This window comes from Flavobacterium sp. (assembly GCF_013822155.1).
Classification (GTDB): domain Bacteria; phylum Bacteroidota; class Bacteroidia; order Flavobacteriales; family Flavobacteriaceae; genus Flavobacterium.
The window spans coordinates 1-26,910 of record NZ_PNJW01000044.1; the positions used below are offsets into that span (position 1 = coordinate 1).

The window sequence follows — 26,910 nt, forward strand, 5'->3', positions numbered from 1 at the left end:
CCAAAAAAACTAAAAAACTAAAAGAACTAAAAAAACCCTTCCATTTCATAACCCTTCCATTCGAAAAACCCAACACAAAAAAAAGGGTTGCCAATTTCTTGACAACCCCTCTCAAATTCAACTAACAATAATAGATTTAGTAATTCGTTTTCAATTCTACTCTACGGTTTTTAGCTTTTCCTAAAGAAGTGTTATTGGTAGCAACAGGTTTGGTTTCTCCAAATCCAACTGCTTTTAATCTTGACGCTTCTATTCCTTTTCCAATTAAATATTCTCGAACAGAATCAGAACGTTTTTGAGACAATGTCATATTAAAATCATCTGCACCAACACTGTCTGTATGACCTTCAATAGTCAAGGTAGCTCCAGGATATCGATTCAAAATTTCAATCAACGCATCCAATTGCGAAAGTGAAGCAACTTTTAATTTATCTGAATTGTTTTCAAAAAACAATTTACTTCCGATATACGTAATTTTTACAATATCCGCTTTCGTAATTTCAGGACAACCATTGTTCAAAGCAGTTCCTTTTTCTTTCGGACATTTATCGTCTAAATCAACAATTCCATCTCCGTCTGTATCAGGACAACCTTTAAGTGCAACAACACCGGCAACATCTGGACAACGATCCATATCATCAGTCACACCATCATTATCACTATCCATCGGACAACCTTTGCTATCCACTTTAGTACCTACTTTCGTGTTGGCACATTGGTCATCTTTATCCGCAACACCATCTTTATCCGCATCCGGACAACCAAAAAGTACTGCTGTTCCCGCTTGATTCGGACATTGGTCTTTTGAATCTTCAACACCATCATTATCACTATCCGGACATCCGTTTAGCAATTGAGAACCTTTAATATTCAAACAATTGTCCAAATAATCCGCAACGCCATCGCCATCAGTATCAACCGGACAACCATTTTTGTCTACCACTACTCCCGTTGGAGTGTCAGGGCAAGTATCTTTCTTATCCGAAACACCATCCTGGTCAGTATCAATAGAATTACCCATGTTAAAAGTCAATCCCACCATGTGTGTAACATATGAATCTTTTTTATTCATTTTACCCTCGGCATTATCAATACCATCACGACCATCATGATTAGAAAACATAAACGTTTCTTGCAAATTAAACATGATAAGCGGAGTAAGTCTGATATTTAAACCGGCACCTGTAGTAGGCAACATAAAATCATACTTTTCTTGATGAAAATTAAGTTGGTTGTCAAATAAAATCGCTCCAACACCCGCAAACACATAAGGTCTAACAATGTATTCCGGAGCCACGATATTGAATCGTAAATTAACAGACGCCGCATTAAAATCAGATTTAAAACCCGGAGTCGTACCATTGTGATAACCAATTGTCCCTTTAGACAACAATACGCTTACATCAAATAATTTACCTAAATTTCTGGAAACAGATAAACCTCCAAATCCATACATAGTATTATCCGTTTCATACCAATCACGGCCTAAATCGCCGCTGTATTGAGTAACACCGGTGTGCAACCCAACGTTCCATTTTTTATCTTCCGTCTGTGCCTTTGCAGTAAAGGTAAAAGCAATACCTACAAAGAGTAATAGTAATTTTTTCATAACAATTTTGTTTTATTATTGTATACTGCAAAGGTCAACTTAAGGCCGCCGAACTTTGTTATATAACTATTTATAAAAGTTACATAATTTACCTACTAAAATAAATTGAAAATATTACAGCTATTTCCCTCGATTTCCCTCCCCAACAGCAGAAGGATGTGGAAGAAAAATTATGTTTGCAGCTATAAATAGAAAGGTCGAAATAACCAACAGAAGTAAAAAACTAAAAGAACTAAAAAAATTAATAAACCGAATAAATCCGTCCCGAGACTTCGGGATCCATTTATCGCGAAGCGATATCCGTAAAAAATCCTTTTAATCCGCGTCATTTGCGTCATCCGCGTTCCAATTCCATAACCAAAAGAACCAAAAAAACTAAAAGAACTAAAAAAACTCTTCCATTCATAACCCTTCCATTCGAAAACCCTCCCCAAAAACAACAAGATCATCTGATTCCGGCACGAGATTATCCGTCCCTTTTGTCATTCCGACGCAGGAGGACACGAGCGATAGCGAACTGGCAAAGCAATCTCCGCAAACTATTCTACAATCTACTTCATCCTTAACACCCAATACAATTACTTTGCACGATGTCAGGCTGAGCTTGTCGAAGCCCACGCAATCAAATTCCAATACGAGATTATCCTAAACCTAAATAAACCCCACAAAAACCCCTACCACTCAATTTCCGCTTTCCCCAAGCCTTTCAAATAAGCATTCGTCAAACTAAAAGGGCGATGCCCAAACCACAAACCACGATTCGCACTCAACGGCGAAGGATGCCCCGCCTCTAAAACCAAGTGCTTCGTTCGGTCAATCTTCAACCCCTTCTTCTTAGCAAAACTACCCCACAACAAAAAAACAACCCCTTCCCGTTCCGCAGAAATCCGTTCAATCACAGCATCCGTAAACCGTTCCCAACCCCGCTTCTGGTGGCTCCCCGCTTCCCCCGAACGAACCGTCAACGTAGCATTCAACAACAAAACACCCTGCTCCGCCCACCGTTCCAAGTTCCCCGAAACACGCATCGGCACACCCAAATCCCGCTCCAACTCCTTGAAAATATTCACTAACGACGGCGGCAAAACAACCCCTTCCTTCACTGAAAAACACAACCCATTCGCCTGCCCTTCCCCATGATACGGATCCTGACCAATAATCACCACCTTAATAGTATCAAAAGAGCAATGCTCAAAAGCAGCAAACACCTCCCTTTTCGGAGGATAACACGTCTGATGAGCATATTCATCCTCCACAAACGCCAGCAACTCCGCAAAATAAGGTTTCCCTAATTCGTCAGCTAAAAAAGAAGACCAAGAAGAATCGGTAGAAAATTGCATGGAAAGAAAATAATTATTTATGTAACTCCTTGCTTATAACAAGTTGTAAAGAGGGAAGGTAATTTTTACAAATCTCAAAGACGATTTCATAATCTAACATTTCATAATGATGAGATATAAAATCTCTGAAACGCACTATTCTATCCCAATGAATCTCGGGATATTCGCTTTCATCCAACCATTTTTTAGCAAGGATAGTTTTAGTGTTTTCACCAATCGCTTGCAATCGGGTAACTATCGAATCCAACAGCATTTTACCTTCCTCCGAAGCAACAAAATCAGCAGGAATACTTACCTTAGAAAAGCGTTTTTGAACAACGTCCAAGTGTTCTAAAATAATCTCTAATTTATAGGTATACAGTTCATCTGACATAAATCATCTCCTTTTTGATATGGTTTAAAAAACGTTCAGACAAATGAGGTCCACTTCTAACAATATCGATGTTTGCATTAAATTTTTGCTCAAGAAAAGCTTTTAAATCTGCCAATAAACCATAGGAAGGTTTTTGAAATTCAACAAAAAAATCAATATCACTTTGAGGGGTTTGCTCTTGCTTAGCATAAGAACCGATTAAAGCAATCTGTTTTACACCAAAAGAGACCTCCAAGTGCTTTTTTTCTTCTTTTAAAATTGTTATAATTTCTTGATTATCCATACTACAAATATAAATAAATGGATTTAAAATTACTGAAAAGCTATCATTAACTTTAATTATCTTTGCCTAAAATTGCGATAACCCAAAAATGATTTCCATCACCGATAAAACGCTCAAAGATTTAGAATTTGCAACCATCTTGCAAACGGTTTCCTCCCGCTGCAACACCGAGATAGGCAAAGAAAAAGCCCTCAGCATAGTCCCTTTCAGCAACAAGGAACTCCTGATGGACTCCCTCTTGCAAACCTCTGAATACCTAGCCTCCTTTTCAAACAACAACGCTCTGCCAAACCACGGTTTTGAAAACATAACAAACGAAATCAAATTCATCGGCATCGAAGACAGCTTCCTCGAAGTAACCAGCTTCCGAAAAATTGCCCAACTCTCCGAAACAGTAAACACCATGCTCCTGTTTCTAAAAAAATTCAACGATTACTACCCCCAACTCAACCAACGGGCACAACACGTTGAATACACCAAATACATAGTCCAAAAAATTGACGAAGTCGTCGACAAATTCGGCATCATCAAAGACAACGCCTCCCCCGACTTAATCAACATTCGTCGCGACATGAGCCTTGTTCGTGGCAAAGTAAACCAAAGTTTCGGCTCGGCCTTAACACAATACAACGCCCTCGGCTACCTCGACGAAATCAAAGAAAGTTTTGTCGAAAACCGTCGCGTGTTAGCCGTCCTAGCCATGTACCGACGCAAAGTAAAAGGAAGCATCCTCGGAAGCTCCAAAACCGGCAGCATCGCCTATATCGAACCCGAAGCTACCCTTCGCTATTCCCGTGAACTAAGCAATCTCGAATATGAAGAACGCGAAGAAATCACCCGCATATTAAAAAAATTAACCAACGACATACGCCCCTATAAAGAACTGTTAAACCAATACCAAGCCTTCCTGAGCGACATCGATGTAACCGCCGGAAAAGCAAAGTATGCCCTGAGCATAAACGCCATTCTACCCACCATCACTGAGGAAAAGCGACTCTTTCTCAGAGATGCCTACCACCCCATTCTCTATTTAAACAACAAAAACAAAGGAGAAAAAACCTTTCCACAAACCATCGAACTGCACAACCAAAGCAGGATCATCGTCATTTCCGGACCCAATGCCGGAGGAAAAACCATCTCCCTAAAAACCATCGGACTCTTGCAATTAATGTTGCAAAGCGGTCTCCTAATTCCCGTTCACGAACGAAGTGAAACCTTCTTATTCGACAGGATTTTAACCGACATTGGCGACAATCAATCCATTGAAAATCATTTGAGTACATACAGTTACCGTCTCAAGAACATGAACTACTTCTTGAAGAAATGCAATGCCAAAACCCTCTTCCTCATTGACGAATTCGGCACCGGCTCCGACCCCGAATTAGGAGGAGCTCTCGCTGAAATATTCTTAGAAGAATTTTACCACCGTGAAGCCTTCGGAATCATCACCACGCACTATTCAAACCTAAAGATATTAGCCAATGAACTCCCTTTTGCTTCCAATGCAAACATGCTCTTTGACGAAAAATCATTAGAGCCGATGTATAAACTAGTCCTAGGCCAAGCCGGAAGCTCCTTCACCTTTGAAGTAGCTCAAAAGAATGGCATCCCCTACGGATTAATTAACCGAGCCAAAAAGAAGATCGAAGGCGGCAAAGTACGATTTGACAAAACCATTGCCACCCTTCAAAAGGAACGTTCTAAAATGGAAAAAACATCCATCAACCTAAAAGAAGAAGAAACCAAAGCCCGCGAAGAAAGCAAAAAGATGGAAACCATCAACGCCAAGATACAAGACAAGCTCGAACGGTATCAGGAACTCTATGATGCCAACCAACGCCTCATCTACATGGGTCAAAAAATTGACGACATAGCTGAAAAATACTTCAACAACAAAGACAAAAAAGTATTGATAGGCGAATTCCTTAAAGTAGTGGAAATAGAAAACTCCAAACGTAAGAAAGCAACCGTCAAGGAGAAAAAAGAAAAGGAAATCATCCAAAAACAAATCGTTGAGGAAGTCGCCGTTAAAGTAGAAGAAATCCGAACCGTCAAAAAGGAAAAGAAAGTAAAAGCCCTCAAAGCCGAAGCAGACAAGCCTAAAGTAGTCTTAAAAATCGGTGACCGTGTTCGTATGATTGATGGCAAAGCAGTAGGCACTCTCGACGGCATTGAAAAGAACAAAGCCAAGGTAAATTATGGCGTATTCACCTCAAAAGTAAGCCTCGATGCCTTGGAACTGGTAGAAGCAAAGAAAAAATAAAAAATAATGGAAAACTTACCAATAGCTAAAAAAATAATCTTGTTTGATGGTGTTTGCAACCTTTGCGACAACTCTGTTCAATTTATTATCAAACACGATGACAAAGATGTATTTCGTTTTGCCTCTTTACAATCAGAAATTGGTCAGCAAATTCTAAAACACATTGGCGTAGACCCAACCAAAGTTGACAGCATCGTTTTATACGTTCCCGGAGTTGCCTACTATCTCAAGGCGGAAGCAGCCATGCAAATCAGCAGCGAATTAAACAGCTGGCATCGCTTCCTTTCTTATTTATCATTCACAGGTTCTATTGGTAACTTTGTTTATGATTACATTGCAAAAAACCGTTACAAATGGTATGGCAAAAAAGAGGAATGCTTGATTCCCACAGCTGCCTTGAAGGAAAAGTTCTTGTAACTGACAATTATCATATTCCATCCTAAATTTAAATTTTATTTTTGATAAACTTTAAACCGAAACCAAATGAACAAATTGACTCTTGCCTTGTATTCATGGGATAATGGAGCTATCATAATGATTGGCGTATTTGCCTTAGTAATCGTTGGACTTATAGGAGCCGTTATGCTAATGATGAATAGTAAAAACAAAAAGATGTTTATTAATTTTTGATGATTTTTGTTGAAGAAACTCCTTCTTCAGAGGATACAGTAATAACATAAACACCTGCATTCAAATCAGAAATATTAACTTGTGTTTCAGTAATTCCATCAAATTTCAATGATTTTACAATTCTTCCGTTAATATCAACAACTTGAATTGCTTTAATTGATGCAGAAGCACCATTTACAGTTATAAAATCAGTTGCAGGATTAGGATATACTGAAAAAACAGCTTTTTCAGTCGTAGGCAATGCTAACACAGTTCCTGTATATTTAAAAATTCCTTTAGAAGTTGCATTTTCGCTAAATCCACCTGAAAAACCAATCGTAGAATTTCTAAATTCACAAAAAGTATGTTGTACGTTATTGTCAATTTGTGTCCAAGTTACTCCATCATCTAAACTATAAGAAGAACCTGAATTTCCAGTTGCAGAACCAGTACAAATCACATTGCTAGTTCCAGGAACATAAGCTAAATCAGATAAATAAAATGGCCCGGAAAATGCTTGAGGTGTCCAGTTTTCTCCACCATCGGTAGTAGACCACAATTGTCCAGAATTTGAACTTAACAAACCTTTAGTTGCAGTTGAAAAAGTATAACTTCCACTTTCGCTAGCTCCACCAAAATCATTTATAGGAGATTGAGAAACAGTCCAATTTAAACCTTTATCAGCAGATCGATATATACGACCATAATTTGTACCAAACCAAATTACATCTCCTACTACATGATAATTATGCACATATCCATACTCGCCAGAATCTGCAGGTAGAGGAATATTTGCTGATGGAACTCTAGTCCAAGTAGTTCCTCCATTGGTTGTAGTATAAATTTCAAAATAACCACCTGTTGGATCTCCCTGACAAACACCATTATTTGCATCCCAAAAATGAACCACATTTGCAAATGCTGATGCATTACTAAATAAGGCAGTAAGTTGTTTTATCCAAGTTGTTCCACCGTTAACTGTTTTCCAAATTCCACCTGAAGCGGTTGCTGTTGGATATGCAGAAACCCATGCCGTATTTGCATCAACAGCAGTAATACAAGAAATTCCCAAGGTTGCAGCACCTCCTGTTAATGTAATCGTAGACGATGTCCAGTTATTTCCTCCATCTGTACTTTTAGCATACTCTTTTAAGGTTTCTACAGCTGCTGCAGACCCGTCATAAGCTTTTACCCAAATCACGTTATCGTCAACAATAGAAATACTATTAATACCACGGCTTGCCGCAGCAAAAGAAGATGCTTTTTCTGTCCAAAATTGAGCATTGACAGTAAAAGTAGTTAATAAAATAAAAAGTAATAGTTTTTTCATAAGTTATAAAATTTAATATATGTCACGAAAATAAGAAAAAAAATTAAACTTCTGTGTTAATAGGGTTTAATTTTCCAACAGATTTAGCAACAACCGTGGAAACAACAGCATCACTAGTTACATTCACAACAGTTCTACACATGTCTAAGGGTCTATCAATAGCAAAGATTAAAGCTAAACCGGCTTCCGGAATTCCGGCTTGTCCCAAGACAATCACTAACATCACCATTCCTGCACTCGGCACCGCTGCAGAACCAATAGAGGCTAATGTTGCAGTAACAATAATCATCAATTGGGTTTGTAAATCTAACGGAATTCCCATTGCCTGAGCAATAAAAATGGCAGCGACTGCTTGGTATAAACTTGTTCCATCCATATTAACCGTAGCACCTAAAGGAAGTACAAAACTGGCCACTTCCTCATCAACCCCAACATTTTCTATTACCCGCTCCATAGTTACCGGTAAAGTAGCCGCACTGGAACTCGTAGAAAAAGCTAATAATTGTGCCGGAGCAATAGCTCTAAAAAATTTCACAGGCGAATATTTTGCCAATACAATCAACATTGTTGGGTATATTACAAAAGTCATAATTATTAATCCTAAAACAACCGTCAAGGCATAAATTCCTAATGCATTTAACGTTGAAAAATCAGGAATTTCTACCATTAAAGCTGCCATTAGAGCAAAAACACCAATGGGAGAAAAAAGCATGATGATATCAATAATTTTTAGAATAACTTCATTCAATCCTTTGAAAAAATCAACCACCGGTTTAGCTTTATTTTCATCAATTAAAATCAAACCGATTCCAATTAAAATGACGAATAAAATCACTTTCAACATCGAGGCATTATCTGTCATGGCTAAGAAAAAATTCTCAGGTACAACATCCACTAAGGGTTGTAAAGGGCCTTGATTTTTAGCACTTGCTGCCAATTCAATCTTTTTTGCAGCATCACCGGCAAAATTTTCTAATAAACTTTTACGTGATTCATCATTGATATATTCACCAGGTTTTATCAAATTTGCCAATACTAATCCAATTGATACAGCGGTGACGGTAGTAACTAAATATAAAACAACGGTTCTACCACCTAACTTAGAAAGTTTAGAAATATCTTTTAAATCAGATAATCCAACGATTAAAGAAACAACGATTAACGGAACCGCAATCATTTTTAGTAAGTTGATAAATATTGTACCAAAAGGTTTTATCCAATCGACCACAATGCCTTTCATTTCGAGATTTTTCATTACAAATCCGAAAACTAATCCAAATACCATTCCGATTAGAATTTTCCAGTGAAGAGCTAATTTCATGCAGAATTATTTATAGGTTTTATTTAGTAAAAAAAAGTCGGCCAAAACTAAAGCGGCCATGGCTTCTACAATGGGAACGGCCCTTGGCACAACACATGGATCATGTCTGCCTTTGCCTTCCAATTCGACAATATTTCCTTCATTATCAATTGTTTCCTGTTTTTGCATAATGGTGGCAACCGGTTTAAAAGCAACCCTAAAATAAATATCCATACCGTTAGAAATACCACCTTGAATTCCTCCTGACAAATTTGATTTTGTTGTTCCATCTGCATTGAACAAATCATTGTGTTCACTGCCTTTCATTTGAGCACCACAAAATCCACTGCCAAATTCAAAACCCTTCACCGCATTGATGGAAAGCATCGCTTTGCCTAGTTCGGCATGCAATTTATCAAAAACCGGTTCCCCCAAACCAATTGGAGCATTTTGAATGACACAGGTAATGGTTCCTCCAACCGTATCACCTTGCTTTCTGATTTCTTTGATGTAATCTTCCATCAGAGCAGCTATTTTTTCATCGGGACAACGAACGGGATTATTTTCAATTTTAGAAAAATCCAATTCCTGATAAGGTTTGTCAATAAACAGAGAACCAACCGAGGAAACAAAAGCATTAATTTTAATGGATGAAATTACTTGTTTTGCAATGGCTCCGGCTACTACCCGACAAGCTGTTTCTCTGGCAGAACTTCTTCCACCGCCTCGATAATCGCGAATACCATATTTCTTTTCATACGTAAAATCAGCATGACTAGGTCGAAATGCTTCTTTTAAATGTGCATAATCCGTTGGCTTTTGATTAGAATTAGGAATAATAAACCCAATTGGTGTTCCTGTTGTAACACCTTCAAAAATCCCGGATAAAAACTGTACTTCGTCGGCTTCTTTTCGTTGGGTAACAATGGTTGATTGTCCGGGTTTACGTCGGTTCATTTCGAATTGAATTGCTTCAAAATCAAGATGAATTCCGGGTGGACAACCATCAATAATGCCTCCTAAAGCATCACCGTGAGATTCACCAAAAGTGGTTAGTTTAAATAAGGTTCCGTAGCTGTTTCCTGCCATTATTAGGAATGTTTTGAACAAAAATAAGTTTTTTAATTTAAAGAATGCTCATAAAATCGGTTTGACTTCACACAAAAATAATATTGGTTGACTAAACGTTAACTTTTAAGTAAAATGCATTTTTAATTTAGAAGGTTAATTTGCAAAACCTTCCATCACAATGCTTAAAAAAAGAAAAGTTGAAGTTGTTGTCATTTCCGATGTACATTTAGGAACTTTTGGTTGTCATGCTAAACAATTAGTGCACTATTTATCAACTATAAAGCCAAAAATACTCGTTTTGAATGGTGATATTATAGACATCTGGCAATTTAGAAAATCCTATTTTCCGAAAGCACACTTAAAAGTAATCAAAAAAATAATAGACATGGCTTCGAAAGGAACCGAAGTTTATTATATCACCGGTAATCATGATGAAATGTTACGAAAATTTAGTGATACTAAGATTGGAAATTTTTCAATTTTGGATAAATTAGTTTTGGAATTAGATGACAAAAAAGCTTGGATTTTTCATGGTGATGTTTTCGATGCCTCGGTGCAACATTCGAAATGGATAGCTAAATTAGGAGGTTGGGGATATGATTTACTGATTTTAGTAAATCGATTTGTCAACAGAATATTAGAAAAAATGGGTAAAGAGCCCTACTCGTTTTCTAAAAAAATAAAAGCGAATGTAAAAAAAGCAGTCAAACATATTTCAGATTTTGAATTGACAGCCTCTGAATTAGCCATTGAAAATAATTACGATTATGTGATTTGCGGTCATATCCACGAACCAAAAATGATTCGAAAAGCAACTAAAAAGGGAACTACTTTTTATTTAAATTCGGGTGATTGGGTTGAAAACTTAACGGCGTTGGAATACAATAAAAAGCGTTGGAAATTATATCGTTATGACAAAGACACCAATATGATAGAAGAAGATTTTTTTGAAATGGAATCAAAATTAAGTGAGCAACTTATTGCTTCATTAATTTTTTCGCAAAAATGATTTCTTTTGCTTTAATTTGTCACAGTTTAATTATACCTAATTATGAAGACAAATTTTTTACTATTGACTGTTCTTATACTAACTCTTTCATCTTGTTCCTCCGATGATTCCGGTAATGCATATTTTAACTATTTCCCTTTAACATCGGACAATAGTTGGATCTATGAAGTAGAAGGACAAACTACAAATTTTGATAATTTATATGTTGGAGATGAAATAATTTTAAACAATAAATCCTACCAACAAATGAAGACAACGGATGTTCCTTTTGGATTTTATTCGTCGCTTTTGAGAGATAACGGCCTTAGAAATGAGGGCCAAAAGTTACTTTTAACCGGCACACTTGCCTTAGATTTAGGCGTAGACATTCCGCTGGATTTTGCTCTTGAAGACTTTATTCTAATCAATAATGATGCTGCCTCTAATGAAGTAATGTCTACAAAATCAGGTACAATTTCTCAAGATTTAAATGGTACTCCAATTACTATTGATTACACTATTAAATCAACAGCTCTTGAAACGTTGCCTAGTTTTACAACTTCTAAAAATGTGACTTACACTGATGTGAAAAAAGTTAACTTTGTTATAAATGTAGAAGTGACCACTTTACAGACAATTCCGGGTACAAACATAACCATACCAATTCCTATTTTAAACAGTCAGGATGTTTTGACTGCTACACATTATTATGCTCAAGATATTGGAATGGTCTATGCAAATAATATAATTTCTTATTCATTAGCCATCAATCCGGCGGATTTTGGTTTAGACATCCCTCAAACAAGCTCTCAGTCTCAAAACGAATTCTTAGACTCGTACACGGTGAATTAACATACTTTAACGTGCAATTACAAGATTTAACTCTTTTCGGGGTTACCTTTGCAGTAGTAATAAAATTTACATACTATGAAAAAATTATTTTTATCGGCCCTTATATTAGTTGGGTTTACATTTAGTGCGGATGCTCAGGAAATTTCAAAAAATGCATTAGGACTACGTTTAGGAAGCAATGATGGTTTTGGTGCTGAAATATCGTATCAAAGAGGATTATCCAATTCAAATCGTTTAGAGTTTGACCTTGGGTTAAGAAATTCTGACAATGACGATGCTTTTAAAATTGTTGGTTTATACCAATGGGTTTGGACAATTGAAAAACGTTTTCAATGGTATGCAGGACTTGGTGCAGGTTTAGGAACTTGGACTAACAATGACAAAAATCATGAATATGAAGATGGTGCTTTTTTATTGATGGCAGGTGATATTGGTATTGAATACAATTTTGATATTCCATTATTACTTTCTTTGGATTTCAGACCTGAACTTTATTTTGGAAACAATTACAGAAATGATAATTATGGTTCTGACATAGCTTTGAGTATCAGATACCAGTTCTAATTCAACTCATTTAAATTAAAATGCCCTCGTAGTAATTACTATCGAGGGCATTTTTAATTAGGATTGCTTTTTACTTTATAATGATATTCTTTTTAGAATTTATTTTTACTATTGCCAAAGGATTCGTCATCACTGAGGTTGCCATTCCTTTTGGTTCATTTTCTTTGATGGTAATGATAATATCATTTTCCATTTCTTCTATATTTTCGATAGTGAAATAATATCCTCCGGAACTTTTTGTCCCCATGTTTAACAATAAAAAGTTGCACGTATAAATATCCGCTGCTTTTATTTTTTTCTTTAAATCAGCATCATTCAAAAGCATTTTAAATTCTTTTGGTTCTGAAATAATTTCAAAAAATTTAAAATTTGCTCCACCTTGATCCTCTTGTTTTAAGATTTCATAAAGTGGTAATTTATCCGCATTATTTGTTTTTGAGGCACAAGAAAACAATACAATACTTAAAATCAAGAAGGCAATTATTTTTTTCATCTTAGTTTGATTCTGTTTTAAATTGTTCTTGAATGGCTTTTTCATAAATTGCTTCATAAAGAGGTAATATTTTAGCAATATCAAATCGTTCGGCAACAGCGTAAGCGTTTTTCTTGAACTTAGCTAAGTTGGTTTCATTTTCTAAAATACGAATTGCATTTTCCGCCATGGAATCAACATCGCCCACATTGCTTAAATATCCGGAAAATCCATCCACATTCACTTCCGGTAAACCACCGGTATTACTTGAAATTACCGGAACACTACAAGCCATGGCTTCTAAAGCTGCCAATCCAAAACTTTCCGTCTCAGAAGGCAATAAAAACAAATCAGAAAAACACAAAATTTTATCAATCTCATTACTGTTTCCAAAAAAGATAACTTTATTAGCAATCCCTAATTCTTCACAAAGTAATTCCGCTTTTTCTTTTTCCGGTCCATCCCCTACCATCATTAATTTTGATGGAATTTGTTGTTGGATTTTGTGGAATATTTTTATGATATCCGGAATGCGTTTCACTTTTCGAAAATTACTGATGTGAGTGATAATTTTCTCAGAATCTGTTGCCATCAAAGAGCGATAACACGGGGCACCTTCCTCTAACTTTGTTTTCTCCAATTCAATAAAATTTGGAATAACTTCAATTTCTTTGGTGATATTAAACAACTTATACGTTTCGTCTTTCAAACTTTGAGAAACAGAAGTCACTACATCCGATTTATTAATACTGAAACTAACGGCAGGTTTATAAAACGGGTGATTCCCTACTAAAGTAATATCGGTTCCATGCAAAGTAGTAACCATAGGAATATAAATACCTTCATCTTTCAACATTTGCTTAGCCATATAACCGGCATAGGCGTGTGGAATGGCATAATGCACATGCATTAATTCTATTTTATGCAACTTAACCATATCAACTAATTTACTGGAAAGTGCCAATTCATAAGGTTGATAATGAAAAAGCGGATATTCCGGAACATTAACCTCGTGGTAATGCACATTTGGATTCAATAAAGCTAATCGAACCGGTTGACGGTACGTGATAAAATGTATCTCATGTCCACGATGAGCCAATTCAAGTCCTAATTCAGTGGCTACTACTCCACTCCCACCAAAAGTAGGATAACAAACTATAGCTATTTTCATGCAATCTAATTAGAGTAACAAATCTAACATTTTTCAGAGCAGATTTTGGTAAGAATTCGTTAAAATTAAAATTTCAAAGCCTTACGCCAATTCAAAAACGGTTGTGTTTTTTACTTCCCCAATCATAAAAGAACTGTGCGTACTGCCAATGTGGTTTAACGTTGTTAATTTTGTTATCATAAATTCTCGGTACTCTTCCATGTTTCCCACACAAATTTTCAGAATATAATCGTAATCACCACTCACGTGAAAACATTCCAAAACTTCGTTCAGTTTGACTACTTCACTTTCAAAGTCAGCAATGTACTCTCGGGTATGTTGCACCAATTTGACATGGCAAAAAACCACAAATCCTTTATTAATTTTTGAACGGTTTAAAAGAGCAACATACTGTTGAATAATCCCTAAACGTTCCATTTTTTTTATGCGTTCATATACAGCTGTTACAGATAAATTAAGCAATAGTGAAAGCTCTTTTGTTGTTTGTTTGGTATCCGTTTGAAGTAACGAAAGTAATTTTTTATCAATTTTATCGAGTTCCATAATAAGTGTTTAAGTTTTAAAAAATCTATTCAAATAAAAAACAACAAACAAATATAGTTATTAAATCTATTTAAATTAAATATAACAGTTTAATAATCCAAATTATAAGCCATATATTGTTTTGAATTCTAATTTTACTGTATTTTGTAATGCATAATAAAAAATATCAAGATGAAACCAACTGATTTTAATGCTGCCAATCAAATTCAAGATTTACAATATTTTGGCGAATTTGGAGGCGTGAATCCCTCCATTTCAGACAGTTCAACCTATACTTTCTTGTCGGCTAAAACAATGTTTGACACCTTTGAAGGAAATGCTGAGGGATGCTATTTGTATTCGCGTCACTCTTCACCAATGAATTTATATTTAGGCAAAGCTTTAGCAGCCATGGAAGGGACTGAAAGTGCTAATGTAGCTGCTTCCGGAATGGGTGCTATTACACCTGTTTTAATGCAATTGTGTAATGCCGGAGACGAAATTGTTTCAAGTAGAACAATTTATGGAGGAACCTATGCCTTTATGAAAAATATGTTACCTCGCTGGAACATTAAAACGCACTTTGTGGACATCACAAAATTAGATGTTGTAGAAGCAGCTATAAGTCAGAATACAAAGGTTTTATATTGTGAAACCGTAAGTAACCCTTTATTAGAAGTAGCTGAGATTGAAGGGCTCGCCAAGATTGCTAAAAAACACAATTTAAAATTAGTGGTTGACAATACCTTTTCGCCACTTTCAGTTGCTCCAGCCCAATTGGGTGCAGATATTGTTATCCATAGTTTAACAAAATTTATCAATGGAAGCAGTGATACCGTTGGTGGAGTGGTTTGTGCTTCACAAGAGTTTATCAATGCATTGAAAAATGTAAACAGTGGTGCAAGTATGTTATTTGGACCTACGATGGATAGTTTACGTTCTGCGAGTATTTTAAAAAACTTAAGAACCTTGCATATTCGAATGAAACAACACAGTTACAACACACAATATTTAGCTGATAAATTTGAAAAAGATGGTTTGAAAGTAGTTTATCCCGGATTGAAAAGTCATCCCAGTTATGAACTTTATGCTTCAATGATAAACAAGGAGTATGGATTTGGTGGGATGATGACTTTGGATGTGGGTTCATTGGACAAAGCCAACGAATTAATGGAGTTAATGCAAAACAGAAACCTTGGTTATTTAGCAGTAAGTTTAGGCTTTTATAAAACGTTGTTCAGTGCTCCGGGAACCTCTACTTCCTCTGAAATTCCAATTGAAGAACAGAAGGAAATGGGCTTATCAGACGGATTAATTCGATTTTCAATTGGATTGGATAATGATATCGAACGAACTTATCAAAAGATGAAAGCGTGTATGATAGAACTGGGAGTTTTGAATAAATAAAAAACAAATTTTAACTAAATATAATCCGATTCAACTCAGAATCGGATTTTTTTATTACAATTCAAAATTCAAAAAAAATAGTATATTGCATCCACAAACAAAACTACATGAAAAGTCAAGATATTAAACCACAAGATCCGAAAGACGAACAACTTATTGAAAATAAGGAACTTTCTATATTCGAAGCATTAATTCCTATCTTACTTTTAATAGCCATTTTAGCCTATAATGTTTATGCTTATGGTGATAGTGCCACTGCAGGTCCAAATCAATTTGCATTAATAATTGGTGGAGCAATTGCGGCAATAGTTGGGTTTCTGAATAAAGTTACCTATCAAGCCATGATGGAAGAAATTGCAAAAAATGTAAAATCAACCGCTGGAGCAATTTTAATACTATTAATGGTAGGAGCACTTTCTGGAACATGGTTAATCAGTGGTGTTATTCCGACGATGATTTATTATGGTTTACAAATTTTACATCCTGCCATTTTTCTTCCGGCTTGTTTAATCATTTGTTCTGTAATTTCAATTGCGACTGGAAGCTCTTGGACAACTTCAGCAACAGTTGGAATTGCTCTAATTGGAATTGGTTCAACCATCGGAATGCCTCTTGGAATGGTTGCCGGAGCTGTAGTTTCGGGAGCTTATTTTGGCGACAAATTATCACCATTGTCCGATACAACAAATTTAGCACCGGCTATGGCTGGAACAGATTTGTTTACGCACATTCGTTATATGACCATTACGACTGTACCAACTATGATTATTACATTATTACTTTTTATTTTTTTGGGTTTAGCTCAAACAACTAATGGGTCAGGTGATAATTCAGCAACGCTAACATCAATCAAAGATGCCTTTACCATCACACCTTGGTTGTTTTTGGTTCCGGGAATTGTCATTATTTTAATCATCAAAAAAACAGAACCGCTTATTGCCCTATTGATAGGAACCTTGTTAGGAGGTGTTTTTGCACTTATTTTCCAACCGGAATTAGTTGCAAAAATTGGCGGAAGTAATCATTTATCTTTTGTTTCCGGATATAAAGGTGTTATGAATGCTATCACCGTTGAAACTTCGGTTGAAACCACTAATCAAATGCTCTCTGATTTATTTTCAGCTAAAGGGATGAAAGGAATGATGAGTACTATTTGGCTAATTCTGTGTGCCATGGTTTTTGGTGGTGTAATGGAGGCTATTGGTGCATTAACTCGAATTACAGATTCTTTATTAAAACTGTTCCACACTACTTTTGGCTTATTTGCCAGTACTGTTGCCAGTTGTTTAGCTTTAAACCTAACAGCTTCTGATCAATATTTAGCTATTGTAGTTCCCGGAAAAATGTTTGCAAAAGCCTATCAAGATAAAGGTTTAGCTCCTGAAAATTTGAGCAGAACGTTAGAAGATTCCGGTACTGTTACTTCTGCATTAATTCCTTGGAATACTTGTGGAGCTTATCAATCCGGAGTGTTAGGTGTTTCAACTATTTCATATCTCCCCTATGCTTTCTTTAATATCATTAGTCCATTTATGACTTTGCTATTTGCTGCCTTTAACATTAAAATAAAGCAGTTAACAACTAAATAAGATTTACGATCATAAATTATCTAAAACTGCTTTAATCGGCAGTTTTTGTTATTTAATATAACTTTAACTACTATTGATTCTATATTATTTTAGTATGATAATTACGAATAATGAATTAATAATTACTTAAAATTACCGAGTAACTAATTTTAAGCCATTATCATCGTAAGCATCAGTAAAACTGATACTTCTATACTAAAAAGGAATGACAAATATCATAGATTACTCTTCTGTAAAGCACTAAATTTGCACCTGAAATTAACATTATAAAATAAAAATAATTATGTCATTAGTAGGTAAAAAATTTCCAAACATTACAGTAGATGCCATTTCTGAAATGGGCGATAATTTAAGAATCAATGTGCTTGATGAAGCCGTAAAAAACAACAAAAAAGTAATTTTATTTTGGTACCCAAAAGATTTCACTTTTGTATGTCCCACAGAATTACATGCCTTTCAAACTGCTTTACCTGAATTTGAAAAAAGAAATACCGTTGTTATTGGTGCTTCTTGTGACACAAACGAAGTTCATTTTGCTTGGTTAAATACCGCTAAAAATAATGGTGGAATTGAAGGAGTAACTTATCCAATTCTTGCAGATACAACACGGAATTTATCATCGGCTTTAGGCATCTTAGATATTGAAGTAGGTGAATATAACGAGGAATCTGATTCCTATTTAATTGACGGTTCAAATGTTACTTACAGAGCTACTTACTTAATTGATGAAACCGGTAAAATTTTCCATGAAAGTGTAAACGATATGCCATTAGGAAGAAATGTAAACGAATATTTACGTTTAATCGATGCTTACACGCATGTTCAAACCAAAGGAGAAGTTTGTCCTGCGAATTGGGAAGAAGGCAAAGAGGCAATGCATGCTGACCGTTTGAGTACTGCTGCTTACTTGAGTCAAAACTAATACATAACAATTTCAATGACAATATAAAGAATCAGCTTTTGATTTTTGATATTGAAAATTTAAAAATACAAAATATGTTAATCGATTTAACCGAAGATACGCTTCAAGATTTAGTGACAACTAATAATAAAGTAGTCGTTCAATATTCTGCTTCTTGGTGTGGAAATTGCCGAATCATGAAACCAAAATTTAAAAAATTAGCTTCAGAAAATGATGCTATTACGTTTGTTTTGGTAGATGCTGAAAATTCTCCTGAATCAAGAAAATTAGCTAATGTTTCTAATTTGCCCACCTTTGCAACATTTGTAAACGGAGAATTGGTGAATCAAACACAAACCAACAAAGCCGAAGTATTAGCTGAATTGGTTTCTGAAATTTCTTCAAACTAATGAAACTACCGGTAATAAAACACTTAACCCAGTTTATTGAAGATAACGACCAAGATTATCTTGTAGAAACCATTGAAGTTTTAGAAGCTTTAACAGAAATTCCTTCCTTAAAAGAAGAAGAGTTGGATGTTATTGGAGAATTAATTTCCAATATGTATGGTGCGTTAGAGGTTCACAAATCTATTCAAAACGGAATGGATAAAAAAGAAGCTTTGAACGGGTTTATGAAACGGGTTTTAGGTTCAATAGACAAATAATTTCCAAACAAATACCTTTATAAAACGCTTCCTTCGGGTGGCGTTTTTTTTGTTGCGAAAATCAACTAAAAGATTACTAAAATTTTCATACTTTTGAACACTAATTAAATAACAATTATGGCATCAATTACTTTAGGAGGAAATCCTATACATACGCAAGGAGAACTACCAAAAGCGGGTTCAAAAGCACCTGATTTCAATTTAATAAAAACAGATTTATCTTCCACATCTTTAAGTGATTATGCGGGAAGCAAATTAGTTTTAAATATTTTTCCGAGTATAGATACCGGAGTTTGTGCTACATCAGTTCGAACATTCAATCAAAAAGCGAGTTCTTTAGAAAATACAAAAGTTTTATGTATTTCCAGAGATTTACCATTTGCTCAAAAACGATTTTGTGGGGCTGAAGGATTAGAAAATGTTGAAAATTTATCCGATTTTAAAACCGGAAGTTTTGGTGATGCTTATGGATTAACAATTGTTGACGGACCATTAGCCGGACTACATTCAAGAGTTGTTATTGTTCTTGACGAAAATGGAATGGTTACTTATGCCGAACAAGTTCCTGAAATTGCTCAAGAACCAAATTATGAGTTGGCTTTAGCTGCATTATAATTCGAATATGGAATTTCAAAAAGACACTACCCTTTTCACCGGACGCCTAAAAAGTATGGTTTTTGCTCTAAAAGGAGCTTACAAATTGATTACAACAGAGCACAGCGTGATGGTTCAGTTTTCAATCGGTATTATTATTTCCATAGCCGGTTTTTATCTTGAAATTACCAAAACAGAATGGCTTTTGCAAACGTTAGCAATCGGTTTAGTTTTGTCCATTGAAGGAATAAATACTGCCGTTGAAAAAATAGCTGATTTTATTCATCCGGAATTCCATGAACGAATAGGTTTCATTAAAGATATTGCAGCAGGTGCCGTTTTTTTTGCAGCTATGACTGCCATTGCAATTGGTGCAATCATATATGTTCCGTATGTTAGAACTTTAGTATAACTAAATTTAAATAATTACTTTTACAGCAAATCAGACAGTTTTTAAATGGCTAAATCATCAACGACAAGTTCTGCAAAATCAGAAACGGATAAGGAAACAAAAAAATCCTGGAAGTTAACCAAACAACACAAATTTTTGTTTGGTTGTTTTTTGGTTTTATTTTCTGTTGCTCTTTTTCTTTCGATGATTTCTTTCTTTATCTATTGGAAAGAAGACCAAAGTGCCATAACCAGTTTAACCAACCGTTCAGTTGAAGTTCATAATTGGTTAGGAAAAATTGGTGCTTATATTGCCGACTTTTTTCTTTATAAAGGATTTGGTATTGCTTCCTTTTTATTAGTCCGACTTTTCTTTTTATCCGGAATTTATATGATTTTGAGTTTGCCACTCAAAAAGCTCAAAAATGTTTGGTTTTGGGATTTATTTGCCATGGTTAATTTTTCATTACTATTTGGTTTCTTTTCAAATTACATTCCTGAACTAGGCGGTGTTATTGGTTTTGAAATGAATTCCTTGATTCAGGATTTTATGGGAAAACCGGGAACTTTGTTAGTTTTGGTTTTCAGTTTGTTAATTTATTTGATTTTTAAAGTCAATGTTTCTCCTGAAACTTTTCAAAAACTGTTCGAACGGAAGAAAAAAGAAATTAAGGAAGATTTAGCCGATGCAAAAAGTGCTTTTGATCAACCTTTACCTACCAATACTAAAGAAGAGGAAGAAGAAGTTGAAGAAGGGATAATTTCAATGAAACCAACTTCTGTCTTTGAAATTAATAAAGAAGCTTTAAAACCAACTATTGAACATGCTTCAGAAATCAATTTAGAGCCAAAAGTAAAAACATTAGATCCACTGCCCCATTCAGTACCAAGAGAGCCGGAAATCATTCATACCGATGATGAACAATTTGTGATTGAAAAAGCACCTGAGGAAGAACAGTTAGAAGAAAATCTTGCCGCTCGATTAGTAGCTGATTTTGGTGAGTTTGATCCAACATTAGAACTTTCTAAATATAAATTTCCAACCCTGGATTTATTAAAAGATTACGGTTCTGCCGGAATCACCATTAACCAGGAAGAGTTAGAAGAAAATAAAAACCGAATTGTTGAAACACTTCGGAATTATAAAATTGATATCGCTCAAATCAAAGCAACCGTAGGGCCATCAGTAACTTTATATGAAATTGTTCCTGAAGCAGGTGTTCGTATTTCTAAAATTAAAAGTTTAGAAGACGATATTGCTTTGTCACTCTCTGCTTTAGGAATTCGTATTATTGCTCCAATTCCCGGTAAAGGAACTATTGGTATTGAAGTGCCAAATAAAAATCCTACTATGGTGCCGATGAAATCCGTTTTGTCTTCTCAACGTTTTCAGGAAGCCGAAATGGAATTACCGATTGCTTTAGGAAAAACAATTTCTAATGAAACTTTTGTTGTCGATTTAGCTAAAATGCCTCACCTTTTGATGGCTGGAGCCACCGGACAAGGAAAATCTGTAGGTTTGAATGCTGTCCTTACCTCCTTATTGTATAAAAAACATCCGGCGGAAGTAAAATTTGTTTTGGTTGACCCTAAAAAAGTAGAGTTGACTTTATTTAACAAAATCGAACGCCATTATTTAGCTAAATTACCGGATACCTCCGATGCTATTATTACCGATAACACTAAAGTTATCAATACATTGAACTCGCTTTGTATTGAAATGGATAATCGCTACACCTTGCTGAAAGATGCAATGGTGCGAAACATCAAAGAATATAACGAAAAATTTAAAAATAGAAAATTAAATCCAAACGAAGGACATCGTTTTCTACCCTATATTGTTTTAGTAGTGGATGAATTTGCCGATTTAATTATGACTGCCGGAAAAGAAGTGGAAACACCTATTGCCCGTTTGGCACAATTAGCACGAGCTATTGGTATTCACTTAATTATCGCTACTCAAAGACCATCTGTGAATGTGATTACCGGTTTAATCAAAGCTAATTTCCCTGCGAGAATTGCTTTTAGAGTTACCTCGAAAATTGATTCAAGAACTATTTTAGACACACAAGGAGCTGATCAATTGATTGGTCGTGGCGATATGCTTTATTCCAACGGAAATGATTTAGTTCGGGTGCAATGTGCTTTTGTAGACACACCGGAAGTAGAACGTATCACAGAATATATCGGTTCACAAAAAGCTTATCCAAATGCATATCTTCTACCGGAATATGTGGGAGAAGAGAATGGCACAATGCTTGATATAGATATATCCGAACGTGATTCAATGTTTAGAGAAGCTGCAGAAGTGATCGTAATTGCTCAACAAGGCTCCGCTTCTTTATTACAACGAAAATTAAAATTAGGTTACAACCGAGCCGGTCGCTTAATAGATCAATTAGAAGCCGCCGGAATAGTTGGTCAGTTTGAAGGAAGTAAAGCACGTGCCGTCAATATTCCTGATTTGAATTCGTTGAATGAATTTTTTAATAATGAACAAAATAATGCTTAAAATGAAAAACCTAATTTGGATTTCTATTTTTTTTATCTCTACAATCACCTCTTTTGGTCAAGAAAAGAAAGCTAAAGATTTACTTGACGAAGTAACAGCCAAAGTTAAAAGCTATGAAAATATAGCTATTGATTTTAAATATTCTCTTCAAAACACCAAAGAAAATATCAACCAAGACAGCAAAGGAAATGTAGTGCTCAAAGGAAATTTATATTATTTAAATTTTATGGGTGTTACCAAAATTTTTGACGGCAAAAAAACCTATACTATAGTTCCTGAAGATGAAGAAATAACCATTTCTAAAGTGGATGACAAAGATGAAAACGCAATAACTCCCTCTAAAATGCTAACTTTTTTTAATAGTGGTTACAAGTATTATTGGGATATTTTACAAGATGTAAAAGGACGTAAAATTCAATACATCAAATTGGTTCCAATCAGCTCGAAAGACCAACGAAAAGAAATACTTTTAGGGATAGATGTGCAAACAAAACATATCTATAACTTAATCGAAATGGGTAAAAACGGAACTAAAACTACCCTCACTGTTAATTCTTTCAAAACCAATCAACCGGTATCAAAAAATCAGTTTACCTTTGACGAGACTAAATACAAAGGTTACTACATCAATAGAATAGACTAATTCTGAGGTGAAAATACTGGATCGCTATATACTGACTTCGTTTCTGAGTACATTTGCTACGGTATTTGTAATCCTTTTTTTTATCTTTATTTTACAGGGAATTTGGCTTTTCATTGCTGATTTAGCCGGAAAAGATTTAGATACTTATTTAATCATAAAGTTTTTATTGTTCTATTCGCCTAAGGTTGTACCCTTAGTTTTACCACTTTCTGTTTTATTGTCCTCCATCATGACCTTCGGAAATTTTGCCGAAAACTATGAGTTTGCTGCCATGAAAGCTTCCGGAATTTCTTTAAAAAGAGCAATGTATTCCTTAGCAATTTTTATATCCGGGCTAAGTTTTGTGGCTTTTTTGTTTGCCAATAATATCATTCCACAAGCAGAATATGAATTTGTAAACCTACGAAAAACAATTGTTCAGCAAAAGCCATCGATGGCCATAGCGGAAGGTCAATTCAGCAAAATTGGTAGTTACAACATTAAAGTAAGCAAGAAACACGGAGAAAATAACAATCTTTTAGATGACATTACCATTCACCGGCTTTCTAATTTTGGCGTAGGAGCAAATGTAATTATCAAAGCTAAAAATGGTGAATTAATTGGGGATGAAAAAACAAATTTTCTTCAATTAGTACTTTACAACGGTAATTATTATGAAGATATTCAACCCAAAAATTTTGAAGACAAAAAGAAATTACCTTTTGCAAAAAGTTCCTTCAAAAAATACATTATTAATTTTGATTTAGCTCCGTTGCAAAAAACGGATATGAATACGGATGAAATTACCAATACCAATACAATGCTAAATGTCAATGAATTGGTTTATACAATAGATTCATTAGAAACAAAAAAAGAAAAAGATATTGTATCTTATACAGAAAACATTCACCAACGAATTGGATTAGTAAATTCTAAAATAGTTAATAAACCAAAAGTTAAAGATACAATCATTAATGATTTAACTTCTATATTAAAGCCTTATCAAGTTTCTCAAATACTTGAATTTGCAAAAGGAAGTGTTACCAACACAAAATATTCAATTGACGGTTCTCAATATGAATTTACCGGAAAAATAAAAAATATTAATAATCATTGGTTAGCTTTATTTGACAAGTTTGTTATTGCTTACGCATGTTTATTAATGTTTTTCATAGGGGCTCCCATAGGAGCTATTATCAGAAAAGGAGGATTAGGACTCCCAATTGTTTTTGCCATGGTTGTATTCATTATTTACCATTTCATCAATGTATTTGGTAAAAAAGTGGCTCAGGAAAATGGAATTCCTCCGTTTTTAGGTTCATGGATGTCTTCCATCATCCTCACTCCTTTCGCTGTTTTATTAACCTACAGAGCTACAAATGATATTGGATTAATGCTTAATTTTGATTGGATTACAGTTCCTTTTCAAAAATTATTTACACCTAAAAATACAGAAGATGATGTATTGATTGAAACAATTGTAAATTTAGATGCCCTGAAAATAGATGAAGATGAAGAATTTGAAAAATTAAATCACTACACGGATGATTCACTCATCAATATTGTAAAAAATTCTAAACAGTTTAATTATTCAAGCGATTTTAGAAATAAAGCCTTAAAAATATTATCTAATCGTGGCATTACTCAACAAGATTTAATAGATACCCATAATTTATACAATAAAGAATACCAAGAATTAGATCGTTTAAATCAAGCTTATAAAGTACAAAGTAATATCACGTTAGTTACCTATTTTATTGCTTTGATTTTAAGTGTATTAAGCTCAAAACTAAACCCTATACTTATTCTTATCTCAATTGTAACTATTATTTTATTTTATATATTTCTATATAAGTCACACCAAACGCTTGAGGAAATGGGTAAATTAATTGGGCGTAAAGTGAATGTGGGCCTAGTCATAACTTTTTTAGTTGGATTTCCCTTCTTTATTTTATTACATTTTTATATTAAAACAGTAATTAAAGAAGCGATGACTCAATATCGATAATAACTTTTGAAAGCATAAAAATTAATCATGTCTTATAAAACACAACTAAATACCATAGAAGAAGCTATTGAAGATATCCGTCAAGGAAAAATCATCATAGTAGTTGACGATGAAGATCGCGAAAATGAAGGTGATTTTTTGGCTGCGGCTGAAAAGGTTACTCCGGAAATGATTAATTTCATGGCTACACATGGCCGCGGACTCATTTGTGCTCCCTTAACAGAACGTCGTTGTTCAGAATTAGAACTTCGTTCCATGGTAGTCAATAATACCGACCATATGGAAACTGCATTTACTGTTTCTGTCGATCTAAAAGGAAATGGAGTTACAACCGGAATTTCTGCAGCAGACAGAGCTAAAACAATTTTAGCATTGGTAAATGAAGAAACTAAGCCGTTTGAACTAGCACGTCCAGGACACATTTTCCCATTGATTGCAAAACAAGGTGGCGTTTTAAGAAGAACAGGGCATACGGAAGCGGCTATTGATTTTGCACGCTTAGCCGGGTTCTCCCCTGCCGGAGTAATTTGCGAAATCATGAATGAAGACGGTTCTATGTCTCGCCTACCACAATTAGTAGATGTTGCTAAAAAGTTTGATTTAAAACTAGTTTCAATTGAAGATTTAGTGGCTTATCGTATGCAACACGATAGTTTGATTCAAAAGAAAGAAGATTTTGAAATCAATACCCGATTTGGAACATTTCGTTTACGAGCTTATCTCCAAACAACAAACAAACAAATTCATTTAGCGTTGACCAAAGGAAGTTGGAATAACGGGGAAGCTGTGCTAACCAGAATAAATTCCAAACAAGTTAATAATGACATCCTAGAAACCTTAACAAACAATACAGACAAACGATTGGAAGATATGTTTAATCGTATTAACAAAGAAGGACGAGGAGCAATTATTTTTATTAATCAAGAAATTCCTTCCATTGAACTATTAAACCGTATTTGTGAGTTAAAAATTCTTCAAGAACAAGGAGAAATGAAAGCACCACCAATCAAAATGGATTCAAAAGATTTTGGTATTGGAGCTCAAATTTTACATGATATCGATATTTCAAAAATAAGACTGCTATCCAACTCTGAACAAACCAAACGAGTTGGAATGATTGGCTATGGCTTGGAGATTACAGAATATGTGAAGTATTAAAAACATATGCTACTTCAAAATAGAAGCTGTCTAAAGCTAATTTAATATAAAATTCTCCTCTGTAAAATACTTGTGGCATAGGTAATTATTTCCTGTTCGATAATATTTATTAAAGTCTATGTTATCATCGAAATATCTTTTTAATTTTTCTAATTCGTAGTTTAAATAATTCTTTAAAATACGTTCTCCACCATGAGGTTTTTTAGTTTCTATTTTAAAGATAGCATTTTAATATATTAGTTTAGATGTAAAGCGTGGTTTTATATTTTTAAAGAAATCAATTTCAATCTCTTGTGATTTTACCTTTTCTTTTTC

Annotated in this window: 28 protein-coding genes; 17 read left to right on the plus strand and 11 right to left on the minus strand. The window is 34.7% G+C overall.

What is annotated here, in order from left to right; all coding sequences use genetic code 11:
- Nucleotides 1-136 precede the first annotated feature (136 nt).
- The 4 genes from C0512_RS10890 to C0512_RS10905 form a co-directional block, all read right to left on the minus strand.
- Complete coding sequence (locus C0512_RS10890; protein ID WP_290861471.1) at nucleotides 137-1,609, minus strand: OmpA family protein; 1,473 nt, start codon at nucleotides 1,607-1,609, stop codon at nucleotides 137-139.
- A 674-nt stretch (nucleotides 1,610-2,283) separates the two neighbouring features.
- A complete protein-coding gene (ung, locus tag C0512_RS10895) occupies nucleotides 2,284-2,949 on the minus strand; it encodes a uracil-DNA glycosylase (RefSeq protein WP_290861473.1) in 666 nt (221 codons plus the stop codon).
- A gap of 13 nt (nucleotides 2,950-2,962) precedes the next feature.
- Nucleotides 2,963-3,322 (minus strand): HepT-like ribonuclease domain-containing protein, encoded by a 360-nt coding sequence (locus C0512_RS10900; protein ID WP_290861475.1) that lies wholly within the window; start codon nucleotides 3,320-3,322, stop codon nucleotides 2,963-2,965.
- The gene (locus tag C0512_RS10905) at nucleotides 3,312-3,605 is read right to left on the minus strand and encodes a nucleotidyltransferase domain-containing protein (RefSeq protein WP_290861477.1); all 294 of its coding nucleotides are present in this window, start codon (nucleotides 3,603-3,605) and stop codon (nucleotides 3,312-3,314) included. The genes C0512_RS10900 and C0512_RS10905 overlap by 11 nt, the downstream gene beginning before the upstream one ends.
- 88 nt (nucleotides 3,606-3,693) lie before the next feature.
- On the opposite strand from C0512_RS10905, the gene C0512_RS10910 reads away from it, so the two are divergent.
- The 3 genes from C0512_RS10910 (at nucleotide 3,694) to C0512_RS10920 (ending at nucleotide 6,498) form a co-directional block, all read left to right on the plus strand.
- The gene (locus tag C0512_RS10910) at nucleotides 3,694-5,868 is read left to right on the plus strand and encodes a DNA mismatch repair protein MutS (protein ID WP_290861479.1); all 2,175 of its coding nucleotides are present in this window, start codon (nucleotides 3,694-3,696) and stop codon (nucleotides 5,866-5,868) included.
- Between the two features lie 6 nt (nucleotides 5,869-5,874).
- Nucleotides 5,875-6,285, plus strand: coding sequence for a thiol-disulfide oxidoreductase DCC family protein (locus C0512_RS10915; RefSeq protein ID WP_290861480.1), 411 nt, complete (start codon nucleotides 5,875-5,877; stop codon nucleotides 6,283-6,285).
- 66 nt (nucleotides 6,286-6,351) lie between these two features.
- The gene (locus C0512_RS10920; RefSeq protein ID WP_290861482.1) at nucleotides 6,352-6,498 is read left to right on the plus strand and encodes a hypothetical protein; all 147 of its coding nucleotides are present in this window, start codon (nucleotides 6,352-6,354) and stop codon (nucleotides 6,496-6,498) included.
- Here C0512_RS10920 and C0512_RS10925 read toward each other — a convergent pair.
- Genes C0512_RS10925 through aroC form a run of 3 tightly spaced genes read right to left on the minus strand, consistent with a single transcriptional unit; the run spans nucleotide 6,488 to nucleotide 10,196 of the window.
- Entirely contained in the window at nucleotides 6,488-7,807 is a 1,320-nt protein-coding gene (locus tag C0512_RS10925) for a T9SS type A sorting domain-containing protein (protein WP_290861484.1), read from the minus strand. The genes C0512_RS10920 and C0512_RS10925 overlap by 11 nt on opposite strands.
- Nucleotides 7,808-7,850: 43 nt before the next feature.
- Nucleotides 7,851-9,128: a dicarboxylate/amino acid:cation symporter gene (locus C0512_RS10930; protein ID WP_290861487.1), complete on the minus strand. Its 1,278-nt coding sequence runs from the start codon at nucleotides 9,126-9,128 to the stop codon at nucleotides 7,851-7,853.
- A 6-nt stretch (nucleotides 9,129-9,134) separates the two neighbouring features.
- A complete protein-coding gene (gene aroC / locus C0512_RS10935; RefSeq protein WP_290861490.1) occupies nucleotides 9,135-10,196 on the minus strand; it encodes a chorismate synthase in 1,062 nt (353 codons plus the stop codon).
- Between the two features lie 160 nt (nucleotides 10,197-10,356).
- Here aroC and C0512_RS10940 point away from each other — a divergent pair, with 160 nt between their 5' ends.
- From C0512_RS10940 to C0512_RS10950, 3 genes are all read left to right on the plus strand, one after another.
- Nucleotides 10,357-11,187: a UDP-2,3-diacylglucosamine diphosphatase gene (locus tag C0512_RS10940; protein ID WP_290861492.1), complete on the plus strand. Its 831-nt coding sequence runs from the start codon at nucleotides 10,357-10,359 to the stop codon at nucleotides 11,185-11,187.
- Between the two features lie 42 nt (nucleotides 11,188-11,229).
- Complete coding sequence (locus C0512_RS10945) at nucleotides 11,230-12,018, plus strand: hypothetical protein (protein ID WP_290861494.1); 789 nt, start codon at nucleotides 11,230-11,232, stop codon at nucleotides 12,016-12,018.
- Between the two features lie 75 nt (nucleotides 12,019-12,093).
- Nucleotides 12,094-12,582 (plus strand): hypothetical protein, encoded by a 489-nt coding sequence (locus tag C0512_RS10950; RefSeq protein ID WP_290861496.1) that lies wholly within the window; start codon nucleotides 12,094-12,096, stop codon nucleotides 12,580-12,582.
- Between the two features lie 70 nt (nucleotides 12,583-12,652).
- Here the strand turns inward: C0512_RS10950 and C0512_RS10955 are convergent, their stop codons facing one another.
- From C0512_RS10955 to C0512_RS10965, 3 genes are all read right to left on the minus strand, one after another.
- The gene (locus tag C0512_RS10955) at nucleotides 12,653-13,075 is read right to left on the minus strand and encodes a protease complex subunit PrcB family protein (RefSeq protein WP_290861498.1); all 423 of its coding nucleotides are present in this window, start codon (nucleotides 13,073-13,075) and stop codon (nucleotides 12,653-12,655) included.
- A 1-nt stretch (nucleotide 13,076) separates the two neighbouring features.
- The gene (gene bshA / locus C0512_RS10960; RefSeq protein WP_290861500.1) at nucleotides 13,077-14,225 is read right to left on the minus strand and encodes an N-acetyl-alpha-D-glucosaminyl L-malate synthase BshA; all 1,149 of its coding nucleotides are present in this window, start codon (nucleotides 14,223-14,225) and stop codon (nucleotides 13,077-13,079) included.
- 81 nt (nucleotides 14,226-14,306) lie between these two features.
- A complete protein-coding gene (locus C0512_RS10965; protein ID WP_290861502.1) occupies nucleotides 14,307-14,768 on the minus strand; it encodes an Lrp/AsnC family transcriptional regulator in 462 nt (153 codons plus the stop codon).
- A 171-nt stretch (nucleotides 14,769-14,939) separates the two neighbouring features.
- On the opposite strand from C0512_RS10965, the gene C0512_RS10970 reads away from it, so the two are divergent.
- The 11 genes from C0512_RS10970 (at nucleotide 14,940) to ribB (ending at nucleotide 26,595) form a co-directional block, all read left to right on the plus strand.
- Nucleotides 14,940-16,154 carry an aminotransferase class I/II-fold pyridoxal phosphate-dependent enzyme gene (locus C0512_RS10970; protein ID WP_290861504.1) on the plus strand — a complete coding sequence of 405 codons (1,215 nt, stop codon included), beginning with the start codon at nucleotides 14,940-14,942 and terminating at the stop codon, nucleotides 16,152-16,154.
- 107 nt (nucleotides 16,155-16,261) lie between these two features.
- Nucleotides 16,262-17,743, plus strand: a complete 1,482-nt coding sequence (gene nhaC / locus C0512_RS10975) for a Na+/H+ antiporter NhaC (protein WP_290861506.1) — start codon at nucleotides 16,262-16,264, stop codon at nucleotides 17,741-17,743.
- 283 nt (nucleotides 17,744-18,026) lie between these two features.
- On the plus strand, nucleotides 18,027-18,665 hold the full coding sequence (locus tag C0512_RS10980; protein WP_290861508.1) for a peroxiredoxin: 639 nt from the start codon (nucleotides 18,027-18,029) through the stop codon (nucleotides 18,663-18,665).
- A 74-nt stretch (nucleotides 18,666-18,739) separates the two neighbouring features.
- Entirely contained in the window at nucleotides 18,740-19,054 is a 315-nt protein-coding gene (locus tag C0512_RS10985; protein ID WP_290861510.1) for a co-chaperone YbbN, read from the plus strand.
- On the plus strand, nucleotides 19,054-19,311 hold the full coding sequence (locus tag C0512_RS10990; protein ID WP_290861512.1) for a hypothetical protein: 258 nt from the start codon (nucleotides 19,054-19,056) through the stop codon (nucleotides 19,309-19,311). Before C0512_RS10985 ends, C0512_RS10990 begins: the two co-directional genes overlap by 1 nt.
- Before the next feature lie 117 nt (nucleotides 19,312-19,428).
- Nucleotides 19,429-19,926, plus strand: coding sequence for a thiol peroxidase (gene tpx / locus C0512_RS10995; RefSeq protein ID WP_290861513.1), 498 nt, complete (start codon nucleotides 19,429-19,431; stop codon nucleotides 19,924-19,926).
- Nucleotides 19,927-19,933: 7 nt separating this feature from the next.
- Nucleotides 19,934-20,317 carry a diacylglycerol kinase family protein gene (locus C0512_RS11000; RefSeq protein ID WP_290861514.1) on the plus strand — a complete coding sequence of 128 codons (384 nt, stop codon included), beginning with the start codon at nucleotides 19,934-19,936 and terminating at the stop codon, nucleotides 20,315-20,317.
- A gap of 45 nt (nucleotides 20,318-20,362) precedes the next feature.
- The gene (locus C0512_RS11005) at nucleotides 20,363-22,807 is read left to right on the plus strand and encodes a DNA translocase FtsK (protein WP_290861516.1); all 2,445 of its coding nucleotides are present in this window, start codon (nucleotides 20,363-20,365) and stop codon (nucleotides 22,805-22,807) included.
- Between the two features lies 1 nt (nucleotide 22,808).
- On the plus strand, nucleotides 22,809-23,450 hold the full coding sequence (locus C0512_RS11010) for an outer membrane lipoprotein carrier protein LolA (RefSeq protein WP_290861517.1): 642 nt from the start codon (nucleotides 22,809-22,811) through the stop codon (nucleotides 23,448-23,450).
- Nucleotides 23,451-23,457: 7 nt separating this feature from the next.
- On the plus strand, nucleotides 23,458-25,437 hold the full coding sequence (locus C0512_RS11015; protein ID WP_367160922.1) for an LptF/LptG family permease: 1,980 nt from the start codon (nucleotides 23,458-23,460) through the stop codon (nucleotides 25,435-25,437).
- Nucleotides 25,438-25,464: 27 nt separating this feature from the next.
- Nucleotides 25,465-26,595: a 3,4-dihydroxy-2-butanone-4-phosphate synthase gene (gene ribB / locus C0512_RS11020; RefSeq protein WP_290861519.1), complete on the plus strand. Its 1,131-nt coding sequence runs from the start codon at nucleotides 25,465-25,467 to the stop codon at nucleotides 26,593-26,595.
- Nucleotides 26,596-26,631: 36 nt separating this feature from the next.
- On the opposite strand, the gene C0512_RS11025 is transcribed toward ribB, so the two are convergent.
- Complete coding sequence (locus C0512_RS11025; RefSeq protein ID WP_367160925.1) at nucleotides 26,632-26,817, minus strand: RteC domain-containing protein; 186 nt, start codon at nucleotides 26,815-26,817, stop codon at nucleotides 26,632-26,634.
- Between the last annotated feature and the right edge of the window lie 93 nt (nucleotides 26,818-26,910).